This is a genomic window from Ferrovibrio sp., assembly GCF_964218355.1.
GTDB lineage: Bacteria > Pseudomonadota > Alphaproteobacteria > Ferrovibrionales > Ferrovibrionaceae > Ferrovibrio.
Genome location: NZ_CAXPMC010000020.1, coordinates 49547 through 72089, shown reverse-complemented (window position 1 = coordinate 72089; position 22543 = coordinate 49547). Strand labels below are relative to the sequence as shown.

The 22543-nt window shown below is 67.0% G+C and carries 21 protein-coding genes; 13 read left to right on the top strand and 8 right to left on the bottom strand.

Annotation, left to right across the window (positions count from 1 at the left end):
- The 4 genes from glpX to ACEQZY_RS14420 all read right to left on the bottom strand — a co-directional run bounded on the left by glpX (position 1) and on the right by ACEQZY_RS14420 (position 4697).
- Positions 1-945, bottom strand: coding sequence for a class II fructose-bisphosphatase (gene glpX, locus ACEQZY_RS14435; RefSeq protein WP_341705457.1), 945 nt, complete (start codon positions 943-945; stop codon positions 1-3).
- Between the two features lie 74 nt (positions 946-1019).
- A complete protein-coding gene (locus tag ACEQZY_RS14430; RefSeq protein ID WP_370155381.1) occupies positions 1020-2357 on the bottom strand; it encodes a homoserine dehydrogenase in 1338 nt (445 codons plus the stop codon).
- Positions 2350-3570, bottom strand: a complete 1221-nt coding sequence (locus ACEQZY_RS14425) for an LL-diaminopimelate aminotransferase (protein ID WP_370155379.1) — start codon at positions 3568-3570, stop codon at positions 2350-2352. Before ACEQZY_RS14425 ends, ACEQZY_RS14430 begins: the two co-directional genes overlap by 8 nt.
- 89 nt (positions 3571-3659) lie before the next feature.
- Entirely contained in the window at positions 3660-4697 is a 1038-nt protein-coding gene (locus ACEQZY_RS14420; RefSeq protein WP_370155377.1) for an OmpA family protein, read from the bottom strand.
- A gap of 210 nt (positions 4698-4907) precedes the next feature.
- Between ACEQZY_RS14420 and ACEQZY_RS14415 the strand changes: the two genes are divergently transcribed.
- From ACEQZY_RS14415 to ACEQZY_RS14405, 3 genes are all read left to right on the top strand, one after another.
- On the top strand, positions 4908-6713 hold the full coding sequence (locus ACEQZY_RS14415) for a PHA/PHB synthase family protein (RefSeq protein ID WP_370155375.1): 1806 nt from the start codon (positions 4908-4910) through the stop codon (positions 6711-6713).
- Positions 6714-6854: 141 nt separating this feature from the next.
- Positions 6855-7499: a muconolactone Delta-isomerase family protein gene (locus ACEQZY_RS14410; RefSeq protein ID WP_370155373.1), complete on the top strand. Its 645-nt coding sequence runs from the start codon at positions 6855-6857 to the stop codon at positions 7497-7499.
- 15 nt (positions 7500-7514) lie between these two features.
- Positions 7515-7994 carry a YchJ family protein gene (locus ACEQZY_RS14405; protein ID WP_370155371.1) on the top strand — a complete coding sequence of 160 codons (480 nt, stop codon included), beginning with the start codon at positions 7515-7517 and terminating at the stop codon, positions 7992-7994.
- A 16-nt stretch (positions 7995-8010) separates the two neighbouring features.
- Here the strand turns inward: ACEQZY_RS14405 and ACEQZY_RS14400 are convergent, their stop codons facing one another.
- The 3 genes from ACEQZY_RS14400 to ACEQZY_RS14390 form a co-directional block, all read right to left on the bottom strand.
- Positions 8011-8799 carry an SDR family oxidoreductase gene (locus ACEQZY_RS14400; RefSeq protein WP_341703014.1) on the bottom strand — a complete coding sequence of 263 codons (789 nt, stop codon included), beginning with the start codon at positions 8797-8799 and terminating at the stop codon, positions 8011-8013.
- 93 nt (positions 8800-8892) lie between these two features.
- The gene (locus ACEQZY_RS14395; protein ID WP_341703013.1) at positions 8893-9492 is read right to left on the bottom strand and encodes a hypothetical protein; all 600 of its coding nucleotides are present in this window, start codon (positions 9490-9492) and stop codon (positions 8893-8895) included.
- Positions 9493-9565: 73 nt separating this feature from the next.
- The gene (locus tag ACEQZY_RS14390) at positions 9566-9835 is read right to left on the bottom strand and encodes a hypothetical protein (RefSeq protein WP_370155368.1); all 270 of its coding nucleotides are present in this window, start codon (positions 9833-9835) and stop codon (positions 9566-9568) included.
- A gap of 208 nt (positions 9836-10043) precedes the next feature.
- On the opposite strand from ACEQZY_RS14390, the gene ACEQZY_RS14385 reads away from it, so the two are divergent.
- The 10 genes from ACEQZY_RS14385 (at position 10044) to rpmG (ending at position 21067) form a co-directional block, all read left to right on the top strand.
- Positions 10044-11180, top strand: a complete 1137-nt coding sequence (locus tag ACEQZY_RS14385) for a helix-turn-helix transcriptional regulator (RefSeq protein ID WP_370155366.1) — start codon at positions 10044-10046, stop codon at positions 11178-11180.
- A 93-nt stretch (positions 11181-11273) separates the two neighbouring features.
- Positions 11274-11774: a PAS domain-containing protein gene (locus ACEQZY_RS14380; protein ID WP_341703010.1), complete on the top strand. Its 501-nt coding sequence runs from the start codon at positions 11274-11276 to the stop codon at positions 11772-11774.
- 181 nt (positions 11775-11955) lie between these two features.
- The gene (gene topA / locus ACEQZY_RS14375; protein ID WP_370155364.1) at positions 11956-14706 is read left to right on the top strand and encodes a type I DNA topoisomerase; all 2751 of its coding nucleotides are present in this window, start codon (positions 11956-11958) and stop codon (positions 14704-14706) included.
- A gap of 3 nt (positions 14707-14709) precedes the next feature.
- Positions 14710-16992, top strand: a complete 2283-nt coding sequence (gene rnr / locus ACEQZY_RS14370; protein ID WP_370155363.1) for a ribonuclease R — start codon at positions 14710-14712, stop codon at positions 16990-16992.
- Positions 16989-17963, top strand: coding sequence for a glycerophosphodiester phosphodiesterase (locus ACEQZY_RS14365; protein WP_370155361.1), 975 nt, complete (start codon positions 16989-16991; stop codon positions 17961-17963). The genes rnr and ACEQZY_RS14365 overlap by 4 nt, the downstream gene beginning before the upstream one ends.
- Positions 17964-18102: 139 nt before the next feature.
- The gene (locus ACEQZY_RS14360) at positions 18103-19089 is read left to right on the top strand and encodes a magnesium transporter CorA family protein (protein WP_341703005.1); all 987 of its coding nucleotides are present in this window, start codon (positions 18103-18105) and stop codon (positions 19087-19089) included.
- Positions 19089-19487, top strand: coding sequence for a DUF983 domain-containing protein (locus ACEQZY_RS14355; RefSeq protein ID WP_370155358.1), 399 nt, complete (start codon positions 19089-19091; stop codon positions 19485-19487). Before ACEQZY_RS14360 ends, ACEQZY_RS14355 begins: the two co-directional genes overlap by 1 nt.
- A complete protein-coding gene (locus ACEQZY_RS14350; RefSeq protein WP_370155356.1) occupies positions 19480-20178 on the top strand; it encodes an NUDIX hydrolase in 699 nt (232 codons plus the stop codon). Before ACEQZY_RS14355 ends, ACEQZY_RS14350 begins: the two co-directional genes overlap by 8 nt.
- On the top strand, positions 20175-20825 hold the full coding sequence (locus tag ACEQZY_RS14345; RefSeq protein ID WP_370155354.1) for an NUDIX hydrolase: 651 nt from the start codon (positions 20175-20177) through the stop codon (positions 20823-20825). Before ACEQZY_RS14350 ends, ACEQZY_RS14345 begins: the two co-directional genes overlap by 4 nt.
- Before the next feature lie 74 nt (positions 20826-20899).
- Positions 20900-21067 carry a 50S ribosomal protein L33 gene (rpmG, locus tag ACEQZY_RS14340; RefSeq protein ID WP_297684618.1) on the top strand — a complete coding sequence of 56 codons (168 nt, stop codon included), beginning with the start codon at positions 20900-20902 and terminating at the stop codon, positions 21065-21067.
- Between the two features lie 101 nt (positions 21068-21168).
- Here the strand turns inward: rpmG and ACEQZY_RS14335 are convergent, their stop codons facing one another.
- The gene (locus ACEQZY_RS14335) at positions 21169-22536 is read right to left on the bottom strand and encodes a PleD family two-component system response regulator (RefSeq protein ID WP_341703000.1); all 1368 of its coding nucleotides are present in this window, start codon (positions 22534-22536) and stop codon (positions 21169-21171) included.
- Positions 22537-22543 lie beyond the last annotated feature (7 nt).

Sequence of the window (22543 nt, the reverse complement as noted above, 5' to 3'; positions counted from 1 at the left end):
TCACGGCTGCGGCCGGATCACCGCCTCGATACGGCGGATGGTGCCGGTCTGCGAGCGCATCACCAGCGACTGCACGCGATGTCCGCCGGGCACGCGCTTGACGCCCTTCAGCAGGTCGCCATCGGTAACCCCGGTGGCGGCGAAGATCACGTCGCCCGAGGCCAGGTCGGTCAGGCTGTATTTGCGGGCAAGATCGGCAATGCCGAGCTTGCGGGCACGGGCACGCTCGTCCTCGCTGCGGAAGATCAGGCGGGCCTGCATCTGGCCGCCGATGCAGCGCAAGGCGGCCGCCGCCAGCACGCCTTCCGGGGCGCCGCCCGATCCCATGTAGATATCGATGCCGGTATCCGGATCGGTGGTGGCGATGATGCCGGCAATGTCGCCGTCGGAAATCAGCGAGACACGGGCACCGGCGGCCCGCACCTGGCCGATCAGGTCGGCATGGCGCGGGCGGTCGAGAATGCAGGCGGTCAGGTCGGCGACGGCAACGCCTTTCGCGGCGGCCAGATTCTGCAGATTCTCGGCCGGCGCGGCATCGAGATCGACGATATTCTCGGGCAGGCCGCCGCCGACGGCGATCTTGTCCATATAGACATCGGGCGCATTGAGGAAACAGCCTGCATTCGCAAAGGCGATCACGGTCAGCGCATTGTGGCCGCCCTTGGCGGTGATCGACGAGCCTTCCAGCGGGTCCAGCGCGATATCGATGCGCGGCCCCTTGCCGCTGCCCACCGTCTCGCCGACATACAGCATCGGCGTTTCGTCGCGCTCGCCCTCGCCGATCACGATGGTGCCGGCGATGTTCAGGCCGTTCAGCGCCGTGCGCATGGCATCGACGGCGGCCTGGTCGGCGGCCATCTCGTCGCCCTGCCCGGCCAGCCTGGCGGCGGCGATGGCCGCGGCCTCGGTGACGCGCACGGCTTCCAGGGTCAGATTGCGCTCCACCGCGATGGTCTGCGCAGCAGGTTTGGTTTTGGCCGTGCCTACGCTCTTCTTCGCCGGCGGCATGGACGCCTCCCTCAGAGCTGCTCGATGCGGATCAGCGCCGGCGGTTCCAGCACCGAACGCAGCTTCGCGATACGCTGCAGGGCTCTCGCCATGTCGGCCTCGCGTGCCTCGTGGCTGATCAGGACCACCGCCACCGGCTGGCGGTCGCCCTCGGCACGGCCGCGCTGCACCAGGCTCTCGATCGAGATTTTGTGGTCGCGCAGCACGGCGGAGACATCGGCCAGCACGCCCGGCTGGTCGCGCACGATCAGCCGGATGTAGAAACGGCCGACATGATCGGCCATCGCCGCAGCCTTCAGTGGCTGCAGCTTCACCGCCGGCACGCCGAAGGCCGGCGCGCGGCGGCCGGCGGCCAGATCGGCAAGATCGGCCACCACGGCCGAGGCGGTCGGGTTGCTGCCGGCGCCGCGGCCCTCGAACAGCACCGGGCCGACATAGTCGCCCTCGGCTGCCACCGCGTTGAACACACCGTCCACATGGGCAATCGGTGTGTCGGCCGGCACCATGCAGGGATGCACGCGCTGTTCGATGCCCTTGGGGGTCCGCCGGGCGATGGCGAGCAGCTTGATGCGATAGCCGAATTCGCGGGCGAACGAGATGTCCAGCGCCGAGACATGACGGATGCCCTCGACATGCACCGCCCTGAAATCGACCGCCGTGTTGAAGGCCAGCGAGGTCAGCACCGCCAGCTTGTGGGCGGCATCGACGCCGTCGATATCGAAGCTGGGATCGGCTTCGGCATAGCCGAGCTTCTGGGCTTCCTCCAGCACCTCGGCGAAACCGCGGCCGGTGGTGCGCATCTCGGTCAGGATGTAGTTGCAGGTGCCGTTGAGAATTCCGGTGATGCTGTCGATGCGGTTGCCGGCCAGTCCCTCGCGCAGGGCCTTGACGATCGGAATGCCGCCGGCCACCGCCGCCTCGAAAGCCAGCGGCGCATCATGCTTTTCGGCCAGGGCCGCCAGCTTTGCGCCGTGCATGGCCAGCATCGCCTTGTTGGCGGTGACCACCCCCTTGCCGGCCTTCAGCGCGGCCTCGACCAGCCGGCGGGCGACGCCGTCGGCACCGCCGATCAGTTCGACCACCACCTCCACCTCGGGATCGGCGGCCAGTTCCTCGGCCTTCGCATACCAGCGCCAGCTGCCCTTCGGCATGTCGCGCTTGCGGCGCCGGTCGCGCGCCGAAACGGCAACCACCTTCACCGGGCGGCCGATGCGGGCCGCCAGCATGTCGGCATGCCGGTCCAGCAGGCGCACCACGCCGGCACCGACCACGCCCAGCCCGGCGATGCCGACCTTCATCGGCGGCAGGCTGACGCCGATGGCCTTTTTCCCGACCACAGCCTTAGTCATTGGCGGCCGCCTTGCCCTCGGGGGCCGGCGGGTTGGAGGGCGATCCCAGCAGCTTGCGGATGTTCTTCACCGCCTGGCGAGTGCGGTGCTCGTTCTCGACGAAGGCCAGCCGCACGAAGTTGTCGCCGTATTCGCCGAAACCGATGCCCGGAGCGACCGCGACCTCGGCCTCGCGCAACAGCAGCTTAGAAAACTCCACCGAGCCGAGATGGGCATAGCGGTCCGGGATCGGTGCCCAGCAGAACATCGAGGCATTCGGCATCGGGATTGCCCAGCCGGCGGCATTCAGGCCCTTCACCAGCACGTCGCGGCGCGCCTTGTAGGTCCTGCGGATATCCTCGACGCAGTCCTGCGGACCGTTCAGCGCCGCGGTGGCCGCCACCTGGATCGGCGTGAAGGCACCGTAATCCAGATACGACTTCACGCGGGCCAGCGCGCCGACCAGCGTCGGATTGCCGGCACCGAAGCCGATGCGCCAGCCCGGCATGTTGTAGGTCTTGGACAGCGAGGTGAACTCGATGGCCACATCCTTGGCGCCCTTCACCTGCAGGATCGAGGGTGGCGGGTTGCCATCGAAATAGATTTCCGAATAGGCCAGATCCGAGATCACCCAGATGTTACGCTTCTTGGCGAAATCGACGATCGCCTCGTAGAAGGCCAGATCGACGGTCATCGCGGTCGGGTTGGCCGGGAAACTGACGATCAGGGCGATCGGCGCCGGCACGGAATGGCGGTAGGCACGGTCCAGGCCGGCGAAGAAATCGAAGCCCGGCCCGATCGGCACGCTGCGCACATTGGCGCCGGCAATGACAAAGCCGAAGGCATGCATCGGATAGCTCGGGTTCGGCGCCAGCACGGTGTCGCCCGGTGCCGAGATCGCCATGGCGAGGTTGGCCAGCCCCTCCTTGGAACCCAGCGTGACGATGGCTTCCTTTTCAGGATCCAGCTCGACGCCGAAGCGGCGGCCGTAATAATTGGCCAGCGCCTTGCGCAAGCCGGGCACGCCGCGGCTGGACGAATAGCGGTGGGCACGCGGATTCTGCGCCGCCTCGACCAGCTTGGCGACGATATGCGGCGGCGTCGGGTTGTCCGGGTTGCCCATGCCGAAATCGATGATGTCCTCGCCGCGGGCGCGGGCCTGCGCCTTCATCCGGTTCACTTCCTCGAACACGTAGGGCGGCAGGCGCTTGATGCGGTAAAACTCGGTATCCATTGGTCAGGTCCAGGAAACAGGGGTCCAGTTGCACGAAGGCGCGGCAGCTTTCCGCCCCGCGCCCCCGCCATTCCTCGGTCGTGATCTGCTCAGTTGGTGAGGTAGATCTCGACCCGGCGGTTATAGTTCTCGGCGCGCGGCATGGCCTCGTAATAGACCGGGGCTGCGTCGGCGCGGGCCTCCGCCGCGATACTAGCTCGGGCAACCCCGCGGCGGCGGAGTTCGGCGGCAACCGCCTCGGCGCGCTTCTGCGACAGGCTGTAGTTGAGCTGGCGATGGGCGCTGGCTTCCATGTCGCCGGTGCGGCTGGAGGCATAGCCGATCACCCGCAGCTGGCCCTTGCCGCTGAGGCCCTTGAAATACTCCGCCACCTTGCGCACCAGCGCGCGGTCGTCGCTGCCCAGCGCGGTGTCGCCGTTGCTGAAGCGGATCACCGCCAGCAGCTGGCTGCCGCCCGGCTGGCCGGCGACGGGAGCGACATAGCCCGGCTGGCCCGGCATCGCGCCCGGCTGGCCGCCGGCGGCGGACTGGGCCAGGTTCGGCGGCAGCGTGGTGGCCGAGGACTGGGCCAGGCTCTGGGCGAAAGTATCGACCACGGCATTGCCCGTTGCGGCGGGCGCCGGCTGCTGGGCGGGCCGCGGCGCGGTCGGCGCCGGCGGCTGCAGGGTCACCGGGCCCGCCCCGCCCTGCTGGGGCGCGGCCGGCTGGGCCGGCGCGGCGGAGGGCAGCTGGCTGACCGGCTGGCGCGGGGCCGGCGGCGGCGTGTTGCTGTCGGCCGGCCGGGCGCGCAGCTGCTCGTCGGTGTATTTCGCATTGGCGCTGTCGGCGGCCAGGCTGCTGATCGCCTGCTGGCGCTCGCCGGCGGTGGTCTGCTCCACCGGCCGCGGCGGCACCCGGCCGAGATTGGGAAAGCGGGCATCGGCCGGGGCGCTGGCCGGCTGGCCGGCAGTGCCGGCCGGGGCCGGCGTGTCGTCGCCGGCAAACCATTCGGTGGGGTCGGCCCATTCCGGGACCGAGCAGGCGCCAAGCCCAAGGCTGACCGCCAGCAGGACCGCCATGGTCACGCCGCGCATGCGAACCGCGCCCCGGGTCGCCGTTCCGGCGGAAGCCCTGCCGATGCCTGCCATGTCAAAATCCCCCTACCACTCGCTGCAGCCTGTAAAACCGCGGCCCGGAAACCGGCGCGGCAATTCGCGCACCCCGCGTCGCCGGACTTTCAGGAACTCGGTCTTGCGGGGCCCAGACCGATCCCGTAACCTCAGATCACGTCGTGCAAATCCGGGCAAGTGCCTGATTCGTACGGCAGAGGAAACGGGCCCGAGAATAAGGACTGTCGGATGGCGAAGCAACCGGACAGTGACATCAAACTCCCCGACCCGGCCGTCTGGGCGCAGAACTGGGCGAAGATCGCCGAGCGCAGCCAGAAGTTGCTTTCGGAATTTGCCGCCCACCAGCAGAACGAGGCATCCCCGCCCCATCCCGACCCCCTCAATCTGGGCGGTGCCTTCCTGGCGATGACCGCCCAGCTGATGGCCGACCCCAAGCGGCTGGCCGAGCTGCAGACGAAGCTGTGGCAGGACTACGCCGCCCTCTGGGCGAATACCGCCGACCGCTTCCTCGGCAAGACCGCCGAGCCGGTGGTGCAGCCCGACAAGAGCGACAAGCGGTTCAGGCATCCCGACTGGCAGGAAAACCACGTCTTCGACTTCCTCAAGCAGTCCTACCTGCTGACCGCCCGCTGGATGCAGGACACCGTGCGCCAGACCGGCGGGCTGGACCCCAAACTGGCAAAGAAAGTGGATTTCTACACCCGGCAGTTCGTCGACGCGATGTCGCCGTCGAATTTCCCGCTGACCAATCCGGAAGTGCTGCGCGCCACCCTGGACAGCGGCGGCGAGAACCTGGTCAAAGGCCTCGAAAACCTGCTGGAGGATCTCGACCGCGGCAAGGGCAAGCTGAACGTCAAGATGGTGGATGCCAAGGCCTTCGAGGTCGGCCGCAACATCGCGGTCACGCCCGGCAAGGTGGTCTACCAGAACGACCTGATGCAACTGATCCAGTACACGCCGGTGACCGAGCAGGTCTACAAGCGGCCGCTGTACATCGTGCCGCCCTGGATCAACAAGTTCTACATCCTCGACCTGAAGCCGGAGAATTCCTTCATCCGCTGGATGCTGGAAAAGGGCTACACGGTCTTTGTCGTCTCCTGGAACCAGCCCGACGAGACGCTGATCGACAAGACCTTCGAGAGCTACATGCGCGAGGGCATCCTCGACGGGCTGGATGCGGTGAAGAAGGCCACCGGCGAAGACGAGGTCACCGCCATCGGCTACTGCATCGGCGGCACCCTGATGGCCTCCACGCTGGCCTGGATGGCGGCGAAGGGCGACGACCGCATCAAGGCGGTCACCTTCTTCGCCGCGCAGGTGGATTTCTCGGAGGCCGGCGAGCTGAGCGTCTTCACCGACGACGACACGCTGAAATATCTCGACAGCAAGATGAGCGAAAAGGGCTATCTCGACGGCGGCGAGATGGCGACCACCTTCAACATGCTGCGCGCCAACGACCTGATCTGGTCCTTTGTGGTCAACAACTACCTGCTGGGCAAGGAGCCCTTCCCCTTCGACCTGCTGTACTGGAATGCCGACTGCACCCGCATGCCGGCGAAGATGCACACCTTCTACCTGCGCAACATGTACCAGCAGAACCTGCTGTCGCAGCCGGGCAAGCTGGAACTGGCCGGCGAGAAGCTGGATCTCGGCAGGATCAAAATTCCGGTCTACCTGCAGGCCAGCCGCGAGGATCACATCGCACCCTGCCGCTCGGTCTACAAGGCGACGCATCTCTATGGCGGGCCGGTGCGGTTCATGCTGGCCGGCTCGGGCCATATCGCCGGCGTGATCAACCACCCGAATGCCAAGAAGTACCAGCACTGGCTGAACGACACCAGGACCAATCCGGCCAGTGTCGAGGACTGGATCGCCGGCGCCACCGAGCATGTCGGTTCCTGGTGGAACGACTGGGACAAGTGGCTGTCGAAGAAATCCGGCCCGAAAGTGCCGGCGCGCCAGCCCGGCGCCGGCAAGCTGAAGGCGATCGAGGACGCGCCGGGCAGCTATGTGAAAAAGCGGATTGTGGACTGACCCCTCTTACCCGTCATCCCGGGCGGAGCGCAGCGGAGACCCGGGATCCCATTTTGTCGGGACCGAATGAATGGGATCCCGGCTCGCGCGGCGCAAAACGCCGCCTGGCCGGGATGACGAGAATGACGCAAAGGACGACCCATGCTGTTTCTGATCGACGTGACGTTCAATTTCTCGGCGCTGGGCGACAGGGCGCAGCAGCTGGTGCGTGCCGAATGGGATGTCGAGGAAGACCTGCTGGCCAAGGGCCAGTTCGTCGGCATCTGGCGCAAGGCCAACGGCATGGGCACGATGTTCATCCTCGACGTGCCGAACCACGAGGCGCTGGGCAACCAGGTCCGCGCCATGCCGCTGTATCCGTTCTTCACCGGCGTGACGATCACGCCGCTGATCGGCCACCCGAACTTCCCCCAGTTCGCCAAGGCGCCGGCCGCCCATGAAAAGCCGGACAGCAAACCGAAGCCCGACAGCATCCTGCACATGGTGGATGTGCGGATCGAATATCTGCGCGCCGGCGAGAAATTCCAGGATCTGGTGCAGGCGGAATGGCGCGCCTCCGAGAATGCCATCGCCAAGCGCGAACTGGTCGGCATCTGGCGCAAGAGCAATGCGCTCGGCACCGTCGTGATCTGGAACCTGCCGGACAGTGACACCGTGGCGGCGCGCATCCGCGCCCTGCCGCTGTATCCCTGCTTCACGAATATCGACGTGATCCCGCTGGTGCTGCATCCGAACTTCCCGCAATTCGCCCGGCCGGCCGAGCATCACGAGAAGCCGGCAGCGTAAGCTGCCGCCCATTCGATGGCGTCCTGTCCCTGCCAGTCCGGCCAGTCTTTCGCGGCCTGCTGCGGCCCGATTCTGGTCGGCGCGCCTGCCCCCACGGCGCTGGCGCTGATGCGTTCGCGCTACACGGCCTATGCGCGCGGCGACGTCGCGCATCTGGCCCGCACGCTGGCGCCCGAGCATCGCGCCGGCTTCGACGCGGCCGACATTCTTGCCGGCATGCGGACGACGCGATGGCTGGGGCTGGAGATCCTCGACACCGTGGACGGCGGCGCGGATGACAGCACCGGCATCGTGGAATTCGTTGCGCGCTTCCAGGTGCAGGGCCAGATGCGCGCCCTGCGCGAGCGCTCGCGCTTCCGGCGTGACGCGGCGGATGGCGGCTGGGTCTATGTCGACGGCGAGACCGACCTGCAGCCGGCGAAGAAACCCGGCCGCAACGACCCCTGCCCCTGCGGATCGGGCAGGAAGTTCAAGCAATGCTGCGGGCGGGCCTGACCCCGCTCTCAGAGCGTCAGCTGTTCTTCCGCTGTCCGCGCAGGGTCGGCAGGCCGATGCCGGTGGAATCAAAGCCGCCATCGACGCACAGCACCTGCCCGGTGACGAAGCTGGCCTGATCGCTGCACAGGAAAAAGATCGCGTTGGCGAGTTCGCTTTCGAGGCCGTAGCGGTTCAGCGGCATGTGGTCGTGATAGTCGGCGCGGATTTCCGGCGTGTGCACGGCTTTCGCCATGGCGGTATCCACCGGCCCCGGCGCCACGGCGTTGACGCGGATACCGTATTCGCCGAGCTCGGCCGCCTGCTGCTTGGTCAGATGCGCCAGCCCGGCCTTGCTGGTGCCGTAGGCGACACGCAAGGTCGAGGCGCGCAGGCCGGAGATCGAGGTGATGTTGACGATGGCGCCGCCGCCCTGGTCGCGCATGACCGGCGCCGTCGCCTGGGTCATCAGGAACGGCCCGGTCAGGTTCACTGCCATGACGCGCTGCCAGTCTTCGAGACTGACCTCGAGGATCGGCTTGAAGATGGCGATGCCCGCATTGTTGACCAGCGCGTCGATGCGGCCGAAATGCTGCTTCGCCTGCTGCACGGCGGCATGCACGGCGGCCGGGTCGGAGACATCGGCCTCAATGGCCAGCGTCCGCCCCGGTGCCGCCAGCGCCTTCTCCGCATGCCGCAGGGTATCCCCCAGAACGTCGAGCATGGCGACGCTCCAGCCCTCGGCGAGGAATTTCGTCGCTGCCGCCAGCCCGAGACCGCGCGCCGCACCGGTCACCAATGCCACCCTGTCCGATCCGCCGCCCATACGCCTGTTCTCCTCCCGGAATTCCTGTACCGGAAGACTAGCCCGCCCTGCGGGGCGCTGACCAGAGACAGGCGAAGGCGCTCACTGTGGCGCTTACTGTCCGGCCCGTGTCCAGGAGGCCAGCTCCTGATAGCGGCCGTCGCGACGCACCGCCACCCAATGGCCGACGGCGGGCGCGTACCAGTAGGTGAAAAAGTACGAGCCGAGCTCGTGGACGTATTCGCATTCGACAACGATGGTGTCGAACCGCCCGGCCGTCACCGTGATGCTCTCCTGCCGCGGCACCCGGCAGGTCAGCGTGAATTTGGTGGTCCGGCCGGCGAATTCATTGACGCCCTTCGTGGTCGCGACATTGCCGACCCGCAGCGGAAACAGGCTGTCGATGCGGCCTTCCGTCTCGACCTTCATCGGCCCCGCGAAAGAGCCGCCCGACCAGTTGGCAGGATTGGCAAAGGCCCGCGACTGCCGCACGGTGCCGAACACGCGGGTCTGGTAGGTGATGATGTCGGCCTCGACCGCAATCACGCTCTGCAGGTCCTCGATCGGGCCGACCTTGAACAGGAAGCGGTCGCCGACCCTGTAGTCCGGCAGCGGTGCCGGCGGCAGCGGCGTCGCCAGCGGCTGCGCATTCTGGCTGGTCGCGCAGGCCGCCAGTGTCATCAGGGCCAACACGGCCACAGCCAGGTTTCTCATCATCCCTCTCCCACCAGGCATCGGCCGCCACCCGGCCGAAACCCGGCGGCGGCCTTGTCCGGCATGCAGCGGTTTAGCCGCCCATGCAGCTCCTGCTGAGCTTCTGGCCCGCCTCGGCGCCGACCGCCTGCGGATTGCCCTTGATCTTGCCGGCCTGCGCCAGCGACCGGACCTGGGCGCTGACTGCGGCGGTAATGCCGGCGGCGCCGCCCTTGCAGACTTCGGGATTGGCCGCCTTGGTGGCGGCCACCACCGCATCCACCTCGGCCGGATCCTCCGCCGCCTGAACGGCAGGCGCGCCCAGCAGCATGGCTGCGGCGACGAGCACCAGTGACATTTTCATCTCATCGATCTCCCGGTTAAGTAGCGGGGCGATACCGATGCCAGATCTCCCTGCATCGCCTATTCCCCGGTCTACCGGTATTCATCGCCCAGGCCGGCGGCATCCCCCGAACGGGGTATGCCAAAGAAAATTCCTGCCAATAAACCTATTGGTGTGCCAGAGTGGCGCCGTGCGGGGGCACGGCCGGGAACGGCGGGATGGGGGTAGCATGGATCTGCGCCAGTTTTCCGCGTTGGTGGAGGGGCTGTACGACGCCGCTCTGAATCCCGAGGGCTGGCACAACGTGGCGCCCGAGATGGCCCGGGCCTTCCAGTCCGGCAGCTGCGCCATCCAGCTCCGCGAGCTGGCCAGCGGCCAGACAGTGATCCTGTCGCATACCGACAATTACGATGCCAAGGCGCTCGCCGATTACGAAGCGCATTTCTACGCCACCGATATGTACGTGGATGGCGCCCTGAAACTCGGCTTCGGCATCCCGGTGCTGGGAAACCAGCTTGTCGACGACAGCGTGCTGCTGAATTCCGAATTGTATGCCGACTGGTGCAAGGGAATTGGCGTTTTCCATCTTGCCGGCGGCATGCTGGCCGTGGATTCCAGCGCCATGGCCGGCATCGGTATCCACCGGGCCTACGGTGCCCGCGGCTATTCCGAGGACGACCGGCAGACGGTGGGCCTGCTGCTGCCGCATCTGACCCGCGCCCTGCAGATGTACCGCAGGCTGCACGGGCTGGAACAACGGGGCGGCATCGGCCTCGCCGCACTCGAAGCACTCGCCGTCGGCGTGATGGTCGTGAATCCCGCCGGCCGGCTGCTGTTCTCCAATACTGTCGCCGAGAAACTGCTGCGGAAAGGCCAGGGCATCACCGTCAGCCACGGCCAGCTGCGCGCCCAGTTCAATGACCGCGACCCGATGCTGCAGCAGACGATCCGGGAGGCCGTCGCGGGCTTTTCCGGCCGCTCGTCCCATGCCGGCATGCTGGTGATGCCGCGGCGTGACGGCCTGCCGCTGTCGCTGCTGGTCTGTCCCGCGCCCGGCTACCGGGTCGGTACCGACCGCCTGCAGGCGGCGGCCATCATCTTCGTGAACAACCCCGACGACCGCATCACGCCGACCGAGGCGGCGCTGACCGCACAGTTCCGGCTGACGCCGGCCGAGGCGCGGCTGACCGCCGCCCTGCTGGATGGCGAGCATGCCGACGATTATGCGGTGCGGACCGGCCTGAGCCCGCATACCGTGAAGACCCAGCTGAAGGCCGTCTTCGCCAAGACCGGCTGTGGCCGGCAGGCCGATCTGGTGCGCACGGTGCTGTCGAATCCGATTCTGCGGATGTGCCGGCAGGGCTGACAATCCCCTGATTTTGCGTTAACCTGTCAGGCGAAACACCGGATATAGTGGATATCCACCGATTCGTTTCGCCACGGGGGATGGTCGGACGTCATGGGCCGCATGCTGGAAGGCGCACCGCAGCTGTCGCTGGACACGCTCCAGGCGCTCTATGCCTACTGGGCCGGCAAGCGGCAGGGCCGGTCCATGCCCGACCGCGCCGATATCGACCCGATCGAGATGAAGCCCTGGCTGGGCAACCTGATGCTGGTCGAGCGCAAGGATGATGGCGATTACGTCTACCGCCTCTACGGCTCGACCTTCGTCAACCAGTTCAAGGTCGACATGACCGGCAAGCATGTCAGCGGCCTGCCGGCGAAACAGGCCGAGCTGCTGCGCACCGAATATGACGCCGTGGTGCACAGCCGGATGCCGATGTCGCGGCGCTATACCGCCACTTTCGACTATACCTCGCGCGACAAGCGCTCGGCCTGGCAGGTGGAGCGCAGCTGGGAACGGCTGGCCCTGCCGCTGACCGCCGGCAGCGAAGACGTGCGCATGCTGCTGGTGGCCGCCTTCCCGCTGGAGCCGGCGCCGGAAGACCGCTACTCCTGAGTCGGCCCGGCTCTGGCCACCCCGCCGAAGCCCCTGAAAATCCAAATATATTCTAGAGGCTTACGAGGACGACCGCCCCCCTCGATTTGACAAGCCCCCGGGCTTCGCCCATGTTCCGGGAGCCGCGCCGGTCTCGCCGTCGCTGTCCCGTATAAAAATTTTTGTTGGAAAACAGCGCCTTATGAAAGTCGTAGTCGTCGAGAGCCCGGCGAAGGCGAAAACCATCGAGAAATACCTCGGTCCCGGCCATACGGTCCTGGCCTCCTTCGGCCATGTGCGCGACCTGCCGGCCAAGGACGGCTCGGTGGAGCCCGACAAGGATTTCGAGATGCATTACGAGATGTCCGGGCGCGGATCGAAATCCGTCTCCGACATCGCCGGTGCGCTCAAGGGCGCCGACACCCTGATCCTCGCCACCGACCCCGACCGCGAGGGCGAGGCGATTTCCTGGCATGTGCTGGAGGCGCTGACCAAGCGCAAGGTGGTCAAGGACAAGACGGTCAAGCGGGTGGTGTTCAACGAGATCACCAAGTCGGCCGTGCTGGATGCCATGGCGCATCCGCGCGACATCGACATGGACCTGGTGAATGCCCAGCAGGCCCGCCGCGCGCTGGATTACCTGGTCGGCTTCACCCTCTCGCCGGTGCTGTGGCGCAAGCTGCCCTCGGCCAAGTCGGCCGGCCGCGTGCAGTCGGTGGCCCTGCGCCTGATCTGCGAGCGCGAGACCGAGATCGAGGCCTTCCGGCCCCGCGAATACTGGACCATCGGCGCCGAATTCCTGAACAAGGACGGCCAGAAGGTGCAGGCCCGGCTGTTCGAGCTGGGCGGCAGCAAGCTCGACAAGTTCGACATCAATACCGAAGCCGCGGCCAAGGCTGCGGTCGCGAAGCTGCAGGATCTGCGCTATGGCGTGGTCGACGTGCAGATCAAGCCGGCCAAGCGCCATCCGGCGCCGCCATTCACCACCTCGACCCTGCAGCAGGAAGCCGCGCGCAAGCTCGGCTTCTCGGCGCAGATGACCATGCAGATCGCCCAGCGCCTCTATGAAGGCGTCACCATCGGCGGCGAGACCACCGGCCTGATCTCCTATATGCGTACCGACGGCGTCAGCATGGCCGACGAGGCGATCCGCTCGGCCCGCGCCGTGATCGGCGAGGATTTCGGCCGCGATGCCGTGCCGGAAAGCTGGCGTGTCTACAAGACCAAGCAGAAGAACGCGCAGGAAGCCCACGAGGCGATCCGGCCGACCGATTTCCGCCGCCGGCCGAAGGCGGTCGCCCGCTATCTGGATGACGTGCAGCTGAAACTGTACGAGCTGATCTGGGTCCGCGCGCTGGCCAGCCAGATGGAATCCGCCGAGCTGGAGCGCACCACCATCGATATCAGCGATTCTGCCCGTACCGGCATGTTCCGCGCCACCGGCACCGTCGTGCTGTCGCCGGGCTTCCTCAAGCTGTACGAGGAAGGCATCGACGACAAGACCGGCGACGAGGAAGCCGACAACCGGCTGCCCAAGCTTGTGACCGGCGATCCGCTGGACCGCGACAGCATCACGCCCGAACAGCATTTCACCGAGCCGCCGCCGCGCTTCTCGGAAGCCAGCCTGGTGCGCAAGCTGGAAGAACTCGGCATCGGCCGGCCATCGACCTATGCCGCCATCCTGGAAGTGCTGAAGGCCCGCAACTACGTGAAGCTGGAGAACAAGCGCTTCCAGCCCGAGGATGCCGGCTGGCTCGCCTATTCCTTCCTGGTCTGCTTCTTCGAGCAGTATTTCGCCTACGATTTCACGGCGGGCCTCGAAGAGAAACTCGACGAGATCGCCGAGCACAAGCTCGACTGGAAGCAGGTGCTGGCCGACTTCTGGCAGGATTTCAGCCTGCATGCCGACGACCACAGCCCCACCATGCTGTCGGTCAAGGATGCCGTCACCCGCATCGACGAGAAGATGGGCCGCCGCGGCGAGGTGCTCGATGCCATCAACGCGCTGCTGGACCAGCATTTCTTCCCGGCCCGCGAGGACGGCAAGGACCCGCGGCTCTGCCCGGCCTGCAGCAAGGGCCAGCTTGCCATCAAGGCCGGCCGCACCGGCGCCTTCATCGGCTGCTCGGACTATCCCGAATGCAGCTATACACGGCCGCTGTCGGCCGGCGGCGGTCATGGCGACATCGCCATCTCCGGCCCGCAGGAGCTGGGCGCCGACCCGGCCACCGGCCAGATGATCACCCTGCGCCAGGGCCCCTTCGGTCCCTATGTGCAGCTGGGCGAGGCCGAAGGCGAAGGCAAGGCCAAGACCAAGCCGAAACGCGCCTCGCTGCCGCGCGGCGTGACGCTGGACGATGTCACGCTGGAACTGGCCGTGAAGCTGCTGGCCCTGCCGCGCGTGGTCGGGGCGCATCCCAGCACCGGCAAGGAGATCGTCGCCGGCCTCGGCCGCTTCGGGCCGTATCTGCTGCATGACGGCGCCTATACCAAGCTGAAAGACGCCATGGAGGCGCTGGAGATCGGCATCAACCACGCGGTCGAGCTGATCGCCGCCGCCGATGCCCGCCGCAAGGGTCCGCGCAAGGGCGCGCAGCTGACCATCCTGCGCGAGGTCGGCAAGCATCCCGATGATGGCGAGGCGATCAACGTGATCGACGGCCGCTACGGCCCGTACCTCAAGCACGGCGCCACCAATGCACCGCTGCCCAAGGGTGTCGAGACCGATGGCGTGACCCTGGAGCAGGCCATCGAGGCGATTGCCGCCCGTGCCAAGGGCGGCAAGAAGAAAAAGGCCGCGCCGAAGGCGAAGAAGGCCGCTGCGCCGAAGGCGGAAAAGGCCGAAGCCAAGCCCAAGAAGGCCGCCCCGAAGAAAAAGGCGGCAGCCAAGAAGCCGGCCGCCAAAAAGGCCGCGGCGAAGAAGCCGGCGGCCAAGAAGACCGCAGCGGCCTAGCCGGTGGCGAAGAAGAAGGTCGCGGCCGGCCTCCCGTCCAAGCAGGACATCCTGAAATATGTTGCCGAGAACCCGGGCAGGGTCGGCAAGCGCGAAATCGCGCGCGCCTTCAATGTCAGCGCCGACGACCGGCTGGCACTGAAGAAACTGCTGCGCGAACTGAAAACCGACGGCGACCTGCAGCAGGGCCATGGCAAACGCATGACGCCGAAGGGCGAGCTGCCCGAAGTCTGCCTCGTCGACCTGGTGCGGCTGGACAGCCATGGCGACCTGATCGGCCGGCCGGTCGAGTGGACCGGCGACGGCGATCCGCCGAAGATCGTTTTCGAGACCGGCGGCAAGGCGCGCCGTCGCGAGGCAGCCGAAGCCGGCGTCGGCGACCGCGTGCTGGCCCGCCTCAGCCGGGCCGGCCGCAACCGCTATGCCGGCCGGGTGATGAAACGGCTGGAACAGGACGAACAGCCGGTGCTCGGCCTGTTCACCATCGATGCCGACGGCCATGCCCGGCTGCAGCCGACCGACAAGAAGGTGCGCCACGAATACGTCATTGCGCCGGAGGATTACGGCGGCGCATCGTCCGGCCAGTTCGTGGTGGCCCAGCCCCTGCCCGGCCGCCGCTTCGGCCTGCGGCCGGCCCGGGTTGCCGAGGTGATCGGCAGCGCCACCGACCCCAAGGCACTGAGCCTGATTCCGATCTTCAGCTTCGGCATCCCGGTGAATTTCTCCGAGGCCGCCATCCGCGAAGCCGAGAAAGCCAGGCCGGTGACGGTGCGCGGCCGCGACGACCTGCGCGATATCCCGCTGATCACCATCGATCCGGAAGATGCCCGCGACCATGACGACGCGGTCTTTGCCGAACCCGACGACGATCCGAACAACAGGGGCGGCTGGCATGCCATCGTCGCCATCGCCGATGTCGCCCATTACGTGAAGCCCGGCAGCGCGCTCGATCACGATGCCCGCATGCGCGGCAATTCGACCTATTTTCCCGACCGCGTGGTTCCGATGCTGCCGGAAGCGCTGTCGGCCGATCTCTGTTCGCTGGTCGAGGGCAAGGACCGCGCCTGCCTGGCCGTGCATCTGTGGTTCGACGCCAAGGGCAAAAAGCTGCGCCACAAATTCGTGCGCGGCCTGATGCGCTGCGCCGCCGGCCTGTCCTATGCCCAGGTGCAGCAGGCCATTGACGGCAACCCGGACGAGGCATCCGCACCCTTCCTCGATCCGGTGCTGAAACCGCTCTATGCCTGCCATGCCGCCCTGAACGAAGCCCGCGCCGCCCGCCAGCCGCTGGCGATCAACGCGCCGGAACGCCGGGTGGTCATGGGCCGCGACGGCCATATTGCTGCCATCCGCCCGCGCGAACACATGCTGAGCCACCAGGTGATCGAGGATTTCATGATCACGGCCAACGTGGCGGCGGCCGAGGAGCTGGAGAAACGCCGCCAGCCCTGCATGTACCGCGTGCACGAGCAGCCGTCGGACGAGAAGATCGATTCCTTGCGCAAGTTCCTCGCCACGCTGGATTACCGGCTGGCCAAGGGCCAGGGCCTGCGGCCGATGCATTTCAACAGCATCCTCGAAGCGGCCCGCGGCGGCGAATACGAGCGGCTGGTCAACGAGGTGGTGCTGCGCAGCCAGATGCAGGCCTATTACACGCCCGACAACAAGGGCCATTTCGGCCTCAACCTGTCGCGCTACGCCCATTTCACCTCGCCGATCCGCCGCTATGCCGATGTGCTGGTGCATCGCGCGCTGATCCGCGGCCTGAAGCTGGGCGATGACGGCCTGCCGCCGGAGGAAGACGAGACCTTCGAGCAGACCGCCGAACACATCTCGCTGACCGAGCGCCGCTCGATGCAGGCCGAACGCGACGCCATGGACCGCTTCGTCGCCGCCTACATGTCGGAACATGTCGGCGCGGATTTCGACGGGCGCATCACCGGCGTCACCCGCTTCGGCCTGTTCGTCGAACTGGCCGAGACCGGTGCCGACGGCTTCGTGCCGATCTCCAGCCTCGGCGACGATTTCTACACCCATGACGAAGCGAAACGCGCCCTGGTCGGCCGGCGCGGCAACAAGCGCTACCGGCTGGGCGACAGCGTCGCCGTGCGGCTGGCCGAAGCAACGCCGGTGACCGGCGGCCTGCGCTTCGAGATGCTGGACCGCGAGGGCCGCAGCCTCGATACCGGGCGCCGCGGGGGCCGCAGACCGGCGGAGCGCCCCGAGCAGAAGCGGCAGGGCAGCAAGGCGCCGTGGAGCAAGCATCGCAGCCGGAAGAAAAAATGATCCGTATCCTCGCCTGCACCGCCATTCTCGCCGCGGCCCTGCCGGCTGCTGCCTTCGACCTGCAGGGCCATCGCGGCGCCCGCGGCCTGGCGCCGGAAAACACCCTGCCTGCCTTCGCCACGGCGCTGTCGCTGGGCGTCACCACGCTGGAACTGGATGTCGGCCTCAGCGCCGATGGCCAGCTGGTGGTCAGCCACGATCCGCTGCTGCAGCCGCATCTGGCCCGCAAGGATGGCGCATGGATCGCGGCACCCGGCCCGGCCATCTGGCACAGCCGCATTGCGGACCTGCAGGCCTTCGATGTCGGCCGGCTGGACCCGTCGAGCCGTTATGCCCGCGGCTTCCCCGACCAGATACCAGTCGATGGTACGCAGCTGCCGCTGCTGCAGGATGTCTTCGCGCTGGTCCGCAAGGCCGGCAATGCAGACGTACGGTTCAATATCGAGACCAAGCTCAACCCGCTGAAGCCCGATGAAACGGCCTCACCGGAGCAGATGGCCGTGGCCCTGGTCGATGCCGTCCGTGCCGCCGGGCTCGAACGGCGCGCCACCATCCAGTCCTTCGACTGGCGCAGCCTGAAGGAAGCGGCGCGGCTGGCGCCGGATATTCCGCGCGCCTGCCTGACCATCGAAGGCACCAGTTTCGACAACGTGCAGCGCGGCCGGCCCGATGCCAGCCCTTGGCTTGCCGGGCTGGATGCCGACGATTTCCCGCAGACCCCGGCCCTGGTGCAGGCCGCCGGCTGCGGCATCTGGTCCCCCTTCCACCGGAACGTGACGGCCGAGCTTGTCGCCACCGCGCATGCCCGCAACCTGGCGGTTGTGCCATGGACGGTGAACGACCCGGATGACATGAACCGTCTGCTCGACCTGAAGGTCGACGGTCTGATCAGCGACTACCCGGACCGTCTGCGCGCAGTGCTGCAGGCCCGCGGCCTGCCCCTGCCGGCACCCAGTCCGGTTCGCCCCTGACGGATCTGTAACCCCGGGGTCACGACCCTGCGGCAAAATCGCCGGGGGCGGATTCCCGGGCTTCCCTCGGCCCTCAAACGGGTCTAAAAGGGCGCCACACCACGATTTTTCGATCAGGCCAGAAACAGGGAAGGCACGCATGATTCACGCCTACCTGCCGCAAGGCAATGAATTCCAGCGCATCTCGCTCGACCCCGGCAATCCCCTGCCCGAGGGCGTGATCTGGATCGACCTGATCGAGCCGACAGCCGAGGAGGAAAAGGCCGTCGACGGCATGCTCGAACTCGACATGCCGACCCGCGAGGAAATGCAGGAGATCGAAACCTCCAGCCGTCTCTATCGCGAGGGCGATGTCAGCTACCTGACAGCCAACGTGCTGTACCATGCCGAGACACCGCTGCCGCAGACGACGGCCGTCACCTTCATGCGCACGCCGCGGGCCCTGGTCACCCTGCGCTATGCCGATCCGCTGTCCTTCCGCCAGTATGTCGCCCGCGCCCAGCGTCAGCCCGGTCTGCGCAGCAATCCCGATGCGGTGCTCTGCGGCCTGCTGGATTCGATCATCGATCGTGCGGCCGACGTGCTGGAGAATGCCGGCAAGGATCTCGACGGTGTATCGCGCGACATCTTCGGCTACACCCCGCAGGGCGAACATGAATCGGCCGACGAGACCGATCTCGAGGATGCCGTGCGCAAGCTCGGTCGCGTCGAGGACCTGACCTCGCGCATCCGCGACAGCCTGGTATCGCTGACCCGCCTGATCGCCTTCCTCAACCTAACCATGGCCGAACAGCGCGGCACCAAGGAAAGCCGCACCTGGCTGAAGACCCTGGCGCGTGACGTGCAGTCGCTGAACGAGCAGGCCGCCTTCCTCGCCCACAAGGGCAATTTCCTGCTCGATGCCACGCTCGGCCTGATCAACATCCAGCAGACCAAGATCATCAAGATCTTCTCGGTTGCCGCGACCGTGTTTCTGCCGCCGACCCTGATCGCCAGCATCTACGGCATGAATTTCCAGCACATGCCGGAGCTGGACTGGAGCTTCGGCTACCCGCTCGCCATCGGGCTGATGATTGCCTCGGCCGTGCTGCCCTACTGGTTCTTCAAGCGCAAGGGATGGCTGTGATGCCGCTCAGGCTCGACGACCTGGCGGAGCGGCCGGCCGGCGATGCCATGCGGCGTGGCTGGCGCGGCCGCTGCCCGCAATGCGGCCAGGGCCGCATCTTCGGCCGGTACCTGAAGGTCAACGGGCATTGCCCCTCCTGCGGACTGGAACTGGCCGGCCACCGTGCCGACGATGCCCCGCCCTATTTCACCATCCTGATCGTCGGCCATATCATCGTGCCGCTGATGCTGATGCTCGAACAGCATGTCCAGCCGCCGGAATGGGTGCATATGGTGCTGTGGCTGCCGCTGACGCTCGGCCTGTCGCTGTGGCTGCTGCCGCATATCAAGGGTTGCCTGATCGGGCTGCAATGGGCCAAGCGCATGCATGGCTTCGGCGGTGAACCCGATCATGCCTGACGGCGATGGAGCCAGGCCGGCATCGCAGCCGGTGCGCGATGCCGCCACCCTGATCCTGTATCGCCGGCGCGGCGGCCGCCTGGAAGTGCTGATGGGCGAACGTCATGGGGCCAGCGCCTTCCTGCCCAACCGCTTCGTGTTTCCCGGCGGCCGCCTCGATCCAGCCGATTACCGCATCCGCCCGGCCACGCCGCTGTCGCCGGTCAGCCTGGCCCGGCTCGGCCGCAGCAGGCGCACCGGCCCGCGCAAGGCCGCCGCCCTGGCTCTGGCCGCGATCCGCGAGACCTTCGAGGAATCCGGCCTGCGGCTGGCAGTCCCGGGCCGCCTGCCGGCCGTGCCGCCCTCGCCGGGCTGGGCGGCCTTCTGCGCGGACGGGTTCATCCCCGACCCGGCGCCGCTGCTGTATATCTGCCGGGCGATCACCCCGCCGGGCCGCCCGCGGCGCTTCGATGCCCGTTTCTTCGCCGCCCCGGCCGAATCGGCACGCGGCGATATCCGCCCCTCCGCCGAACTCGACAAGCTCACCTGGATCCGGCCGGAGGAAACCGGCGACCTGCTGCTGCCGGGCATCACGCAATATGTTCTGGCGCACCTAGCCGGGTGGCTGGAACCGGCGGCGATGGACGATCCCGCCCGCCAGGTGCCGTTCCATTTCATGCGCCATGGCCGGCGCCAGCTGTCCTGGGAATGATGGCTGCCCGTCCGGTGACGCCGCGGGATGCCGCCAGCCTGGTGCTGCTGCGCCGGGGTCCGGACGGGCCCGAGGTGCTGCTGGGCCGCCGGGCTGGCCGCCACCGCTTCCTGCCCAATCTCTATGCTTTCCCGGGCGGACGCCTGGATGCAGAGGACAGGTCAGAAACTCCTATAAATTTATTGAAATATAACGATGATTTTCTGAGAAAGCATGTAGCCGGAGACCGCCGGACGGCCACTGCGCTGGCCGTGGCGGCCCTGCGCGAGACCTGGGAGGAAACCGGCATCGCGCTGGGCCCGGTGGCGGCCGGGCGGCTGCGGCCGGATCTGGCCGGACTGACCTATCTGTGCCGGGCCATCACCCCGGCAGAGAGCCCGATCCGCTTCCACGCCCGGTTCTTCCTGTGCGACGTGACCGGCCTGCCGGTCACCCTGGGCGGGTCCGGGGAACTGCTCGACCTCGGTTTCCGGCCCCTGCCGGCCGCCTGGCGCCTGCCGGTGGCCGACATCACCGAATTCGTGCTCGACCAGCTGGCCACACTGGGGCCGGACCTGCGCCCGGACCGCCATGCCTTCTGGTGCTACCGGCTGGGTAAGCCCCTGATCCGCTGGACAAATGCGGCACCGGACGGGGCCCCCCGGTAATCGGTTGACATCGCGCCGCGAATCCCTATGCTGCGCCGCCAATCCTTGCCGTACGAACCCGTGGAATCAGTGTCATGGCCAAGCCGACCACCCTGAAGATCAAGCTGCTGAGCACCGCCGATACCGGCTTCTTCTACGTGACCAAGAAGAATCCGCGGACCAAGACCGAGAAGCTGTCGTTCAAGAAATACGACCCGGTCGCCCGCAAGCATGTCGAATTCAAGGAAACCAAGATCAAGTAAGGTTTCCGGCCGCCGCCCCGTACGGGCAGGCGCCAGATAACAGGAACCCCGCCTGGGCAGCCCGGCGGGGTTTTTCGTTATGCGGATACCCGGCAGTGCGCTCAGGCGCGCCTGTAGATGATCCGGTTGCGGCCGCCGGTCTTCGCCTCGTATAGCGCGTCGTCGGCCCGTTTCAGCAGGCTCTCGGCACTGTCTCCGGCCAGCGCCCCGGTGCAGCCGATCGAGCAGGTCACGGTCAGCTGGCCCGCCGCCGTCTTCACCCCGACCGGCTTCTCGCCGATCGCCTGCAGCAGGCGGCTGGCAACGATCTCGGCGGAGTCGAGATCGGTGTCCGGCATCAGGACGACGAATTCCTCGCCGCCATAGCGGCAGGCCAGGTCGATGCCGCGGATGTTGCGCACGATGCGGTTGCCCACCTCGCGCAGCACCTCGTCGCCCACCGGGTGGCCGTGGGTGTCGTTGATCTGCTTGAAATGATCGAGATCCATGATCAGCACGGCGGTATTGTGCTGGGCCGCGCTCTGGGTCAGCAGGGTTGCCAGATGCGAGGCCATGTAGCGGCGGTTGTACAGCCCGGTCAGCGGATCGGTGACCGCCATCTCGATGCTCTGCTGGTAATGCTGCCGCAGCCGGTCCTGATAACGCTTGCGGCGCACCTGGGCGCGCAGGCGAGCGATGAACTCGTTGCGGTCGATCGGCCGCACGACATAGTCGGTGACGCCGATCTCGAGGCCTTTCACCAGCTGCTTCTGGTCATCGGGCCCGACCAGCAGCAGGATCGGCACGTTGCGGGTTTCCTCGGTGGTGCGGAACTGCGAACAGAGCCGCAGGCCATCGGGATTCTGCAGGCTGAGGCTGACCACCACCGAGTCGTATTCGTGCCGGCGCGCGCGGGCCAGTGCATCGGCACCATCGGCCGTGATTTCGGTGCGGAACTGGCCCTCGATCATGCGCTGCAGGCGCATCTGGTCGCGCGGATTGTCTTCCACCAGCAGGATGCTGGCCGAGGAATAATCCTCGTCGAGGCTGGGCACCGGCGGCGAAATCACGCCCAGCGAGGCCGATGTGCGTTCGCGCATCCGCAGCTCGTCGAGCATCAGCTTGACCCGCAGCAGCGAGCGGACGCGGGCAAACATGGCGATGTCGTCGACCGGCTTGGTCAGGAAATCGTCGGCACCGGCGCTGAGGCCCTGCACCCGGTCTTCCGGGTCGCCGAGCGCGGTGACCATGATCACCGGGATATAGGCAGTGTCCGGATCGGCTTTCAGCCGGCGGCAGACCTCGAAACCGTCCATGCCCGGCATCATCACGTCGAGCAGGATCAGGTCCGGCTTCTGCTGGGCGGCAGCATCCAGCGCCTCCGGGCCGCTGCCGGCGGTGATCACTTCGTAATATTCGCTGGTCAGTTTGGCTTCCAGCACCTTGATATTGGTGCGGATGTCATCGACGACCAGAATGCGCGCGGTCATCGGACGC

Bases quoted from the DNA above. Each gene is read 5' to 3' on its own strand.
- ACEQZY_RS14430 (WP_370155381.1), bottom strand. From the start codon at position 2,357: ATGACTAAGGCTGTGGTCGGGAAAAAGGCCATCGGCGTCAGCCTGCCG.
- ACEQZY_RS14425 (WP_370155379.1), bottom strand. From the start codon at position 3,570: ATGGATACCGAGTTTTACCGCATCAAGCGCCTGCCGCCCTACGTGTTC.
- ACEQZY_RS14420 (WP_370155377.1), bottom strand. From the start codon at position 4,697: ATGGCAGGCATCGGCAGGGCTTCCGCCGGAACGGCGACCCGGGGCGCG.
- ACEQZY_RS14415 (WP_370155375.1), top strand. From the start codon at position 4,908: ATGGCGAAGCAACCGGACAGTGACATCAAACTCCCCGACCCGGCCGTC.
- ACEQZY_RS14410 (WP_370155373.1), top strand. From the start codon at position 6,855: ATGCTGTTTCTGATCGACGTGACGTTCAATTTCTCGGCGCTGGGCGAC.
- ACEQZY_RS14405 (WP_370155371.1), top strand. From the start codon at position 7,515: ATGGCGTCCTGTCCCTGCCAGTCCGGCCAGTCTTTCGCGGCCTGCTGC.
- ACEQZY_RS14400 (WP_341703014.1), bottom strand. From the start codon at position 8,799: ATGGGCGGCGGATCGGACAGGGTGGCATTGGTGACCGGTGCGGCGCGC.
- ACEQZY_RS14395 (WP_341703013.1), bottom strand. From the start codon at position 9,492: ATGAGAAACCTGGCTGTGGCCGTGTTGGCCCTGATGACACTGGCGGCC.
- ACEQZY_RS14390 (WP_370155368.1), bottom strand. From the start codon at position 9,835: ATGAAAATGTCACTGGTGCTCGTCGCCGCAGCCATGCTGCTGGGCGCG.
- ACEQZY_RS14385 (WP_370155366.1), top strand. From the start codon at position 10,044: ATGGATCTGCGCCAGTTTTCCGCGTTGGTGGAGGGGCTGTACGACGCC.
- ACEQZY_RS14380 (WP_341703010.1), top strand. From the start codon at position 11,274: ATGGGCCGCATGCTGGAAGGCGCACCGCAGCTGTCGCTGGACACGCTC.
- topA (WP_370155364.1), top strand. From the start codon at position 11,956: ATGAAAGTCGTAGTCGTCGAGAGCCCGGCGAAGGCGAAAACCATCGAG.
- ACEQZY_RS14365 (WP_370155361.1), top strand. From the start codon at position 16,989: ATGATCCGTATCCTCGCCTGCACCGCCATTCTCGCCGCGGCCCTGCCG.
- ACEQZY_RS14360 (WP_341703005.1), top strand. From the start codon at position 18,103: ATGATTCACGCCTACCTGCCGCAAGGCAATGAATTCCAGCGCATCTCG.
- ACEQZY_RS14355 (WP_370155358.1), top strand. From the start codon at position 19,089: ATGCCGCTCAGGCTCGACGACCTGGCGGAGCGGCCGGCCGGCGATGCC.
- ACEQZY_RS14350 (WP_370155356.1), top strand. From the start codon at position 19,480: ATGCCTGACGGCGATGGAGCCAGGCCGGCATCGCAGCCGGTGCGCGAT.
- ACEQZY_RS14345 (WP_370155354.1), top strand. From the start codon at position 20,175: ATGATGGCTGCCCGTCCGGTGACGCCGCGGGATGCCGCCAGCCTGGTG.
- rpmG (WP_297684618.1), top strand. From the start codon at position 20,900: ATGGCCAAGCCGACCACCCTGAAGATCAAGCTGCTGAGCACCGCCGAT.
- ACEQZY_RS14335 (WP_341703000.1), bottom strand. From the start codon at position 22,536: ATGACCGCGCGCATTCTGGTCGTCGATGACATCCGCACCAATATCAAG.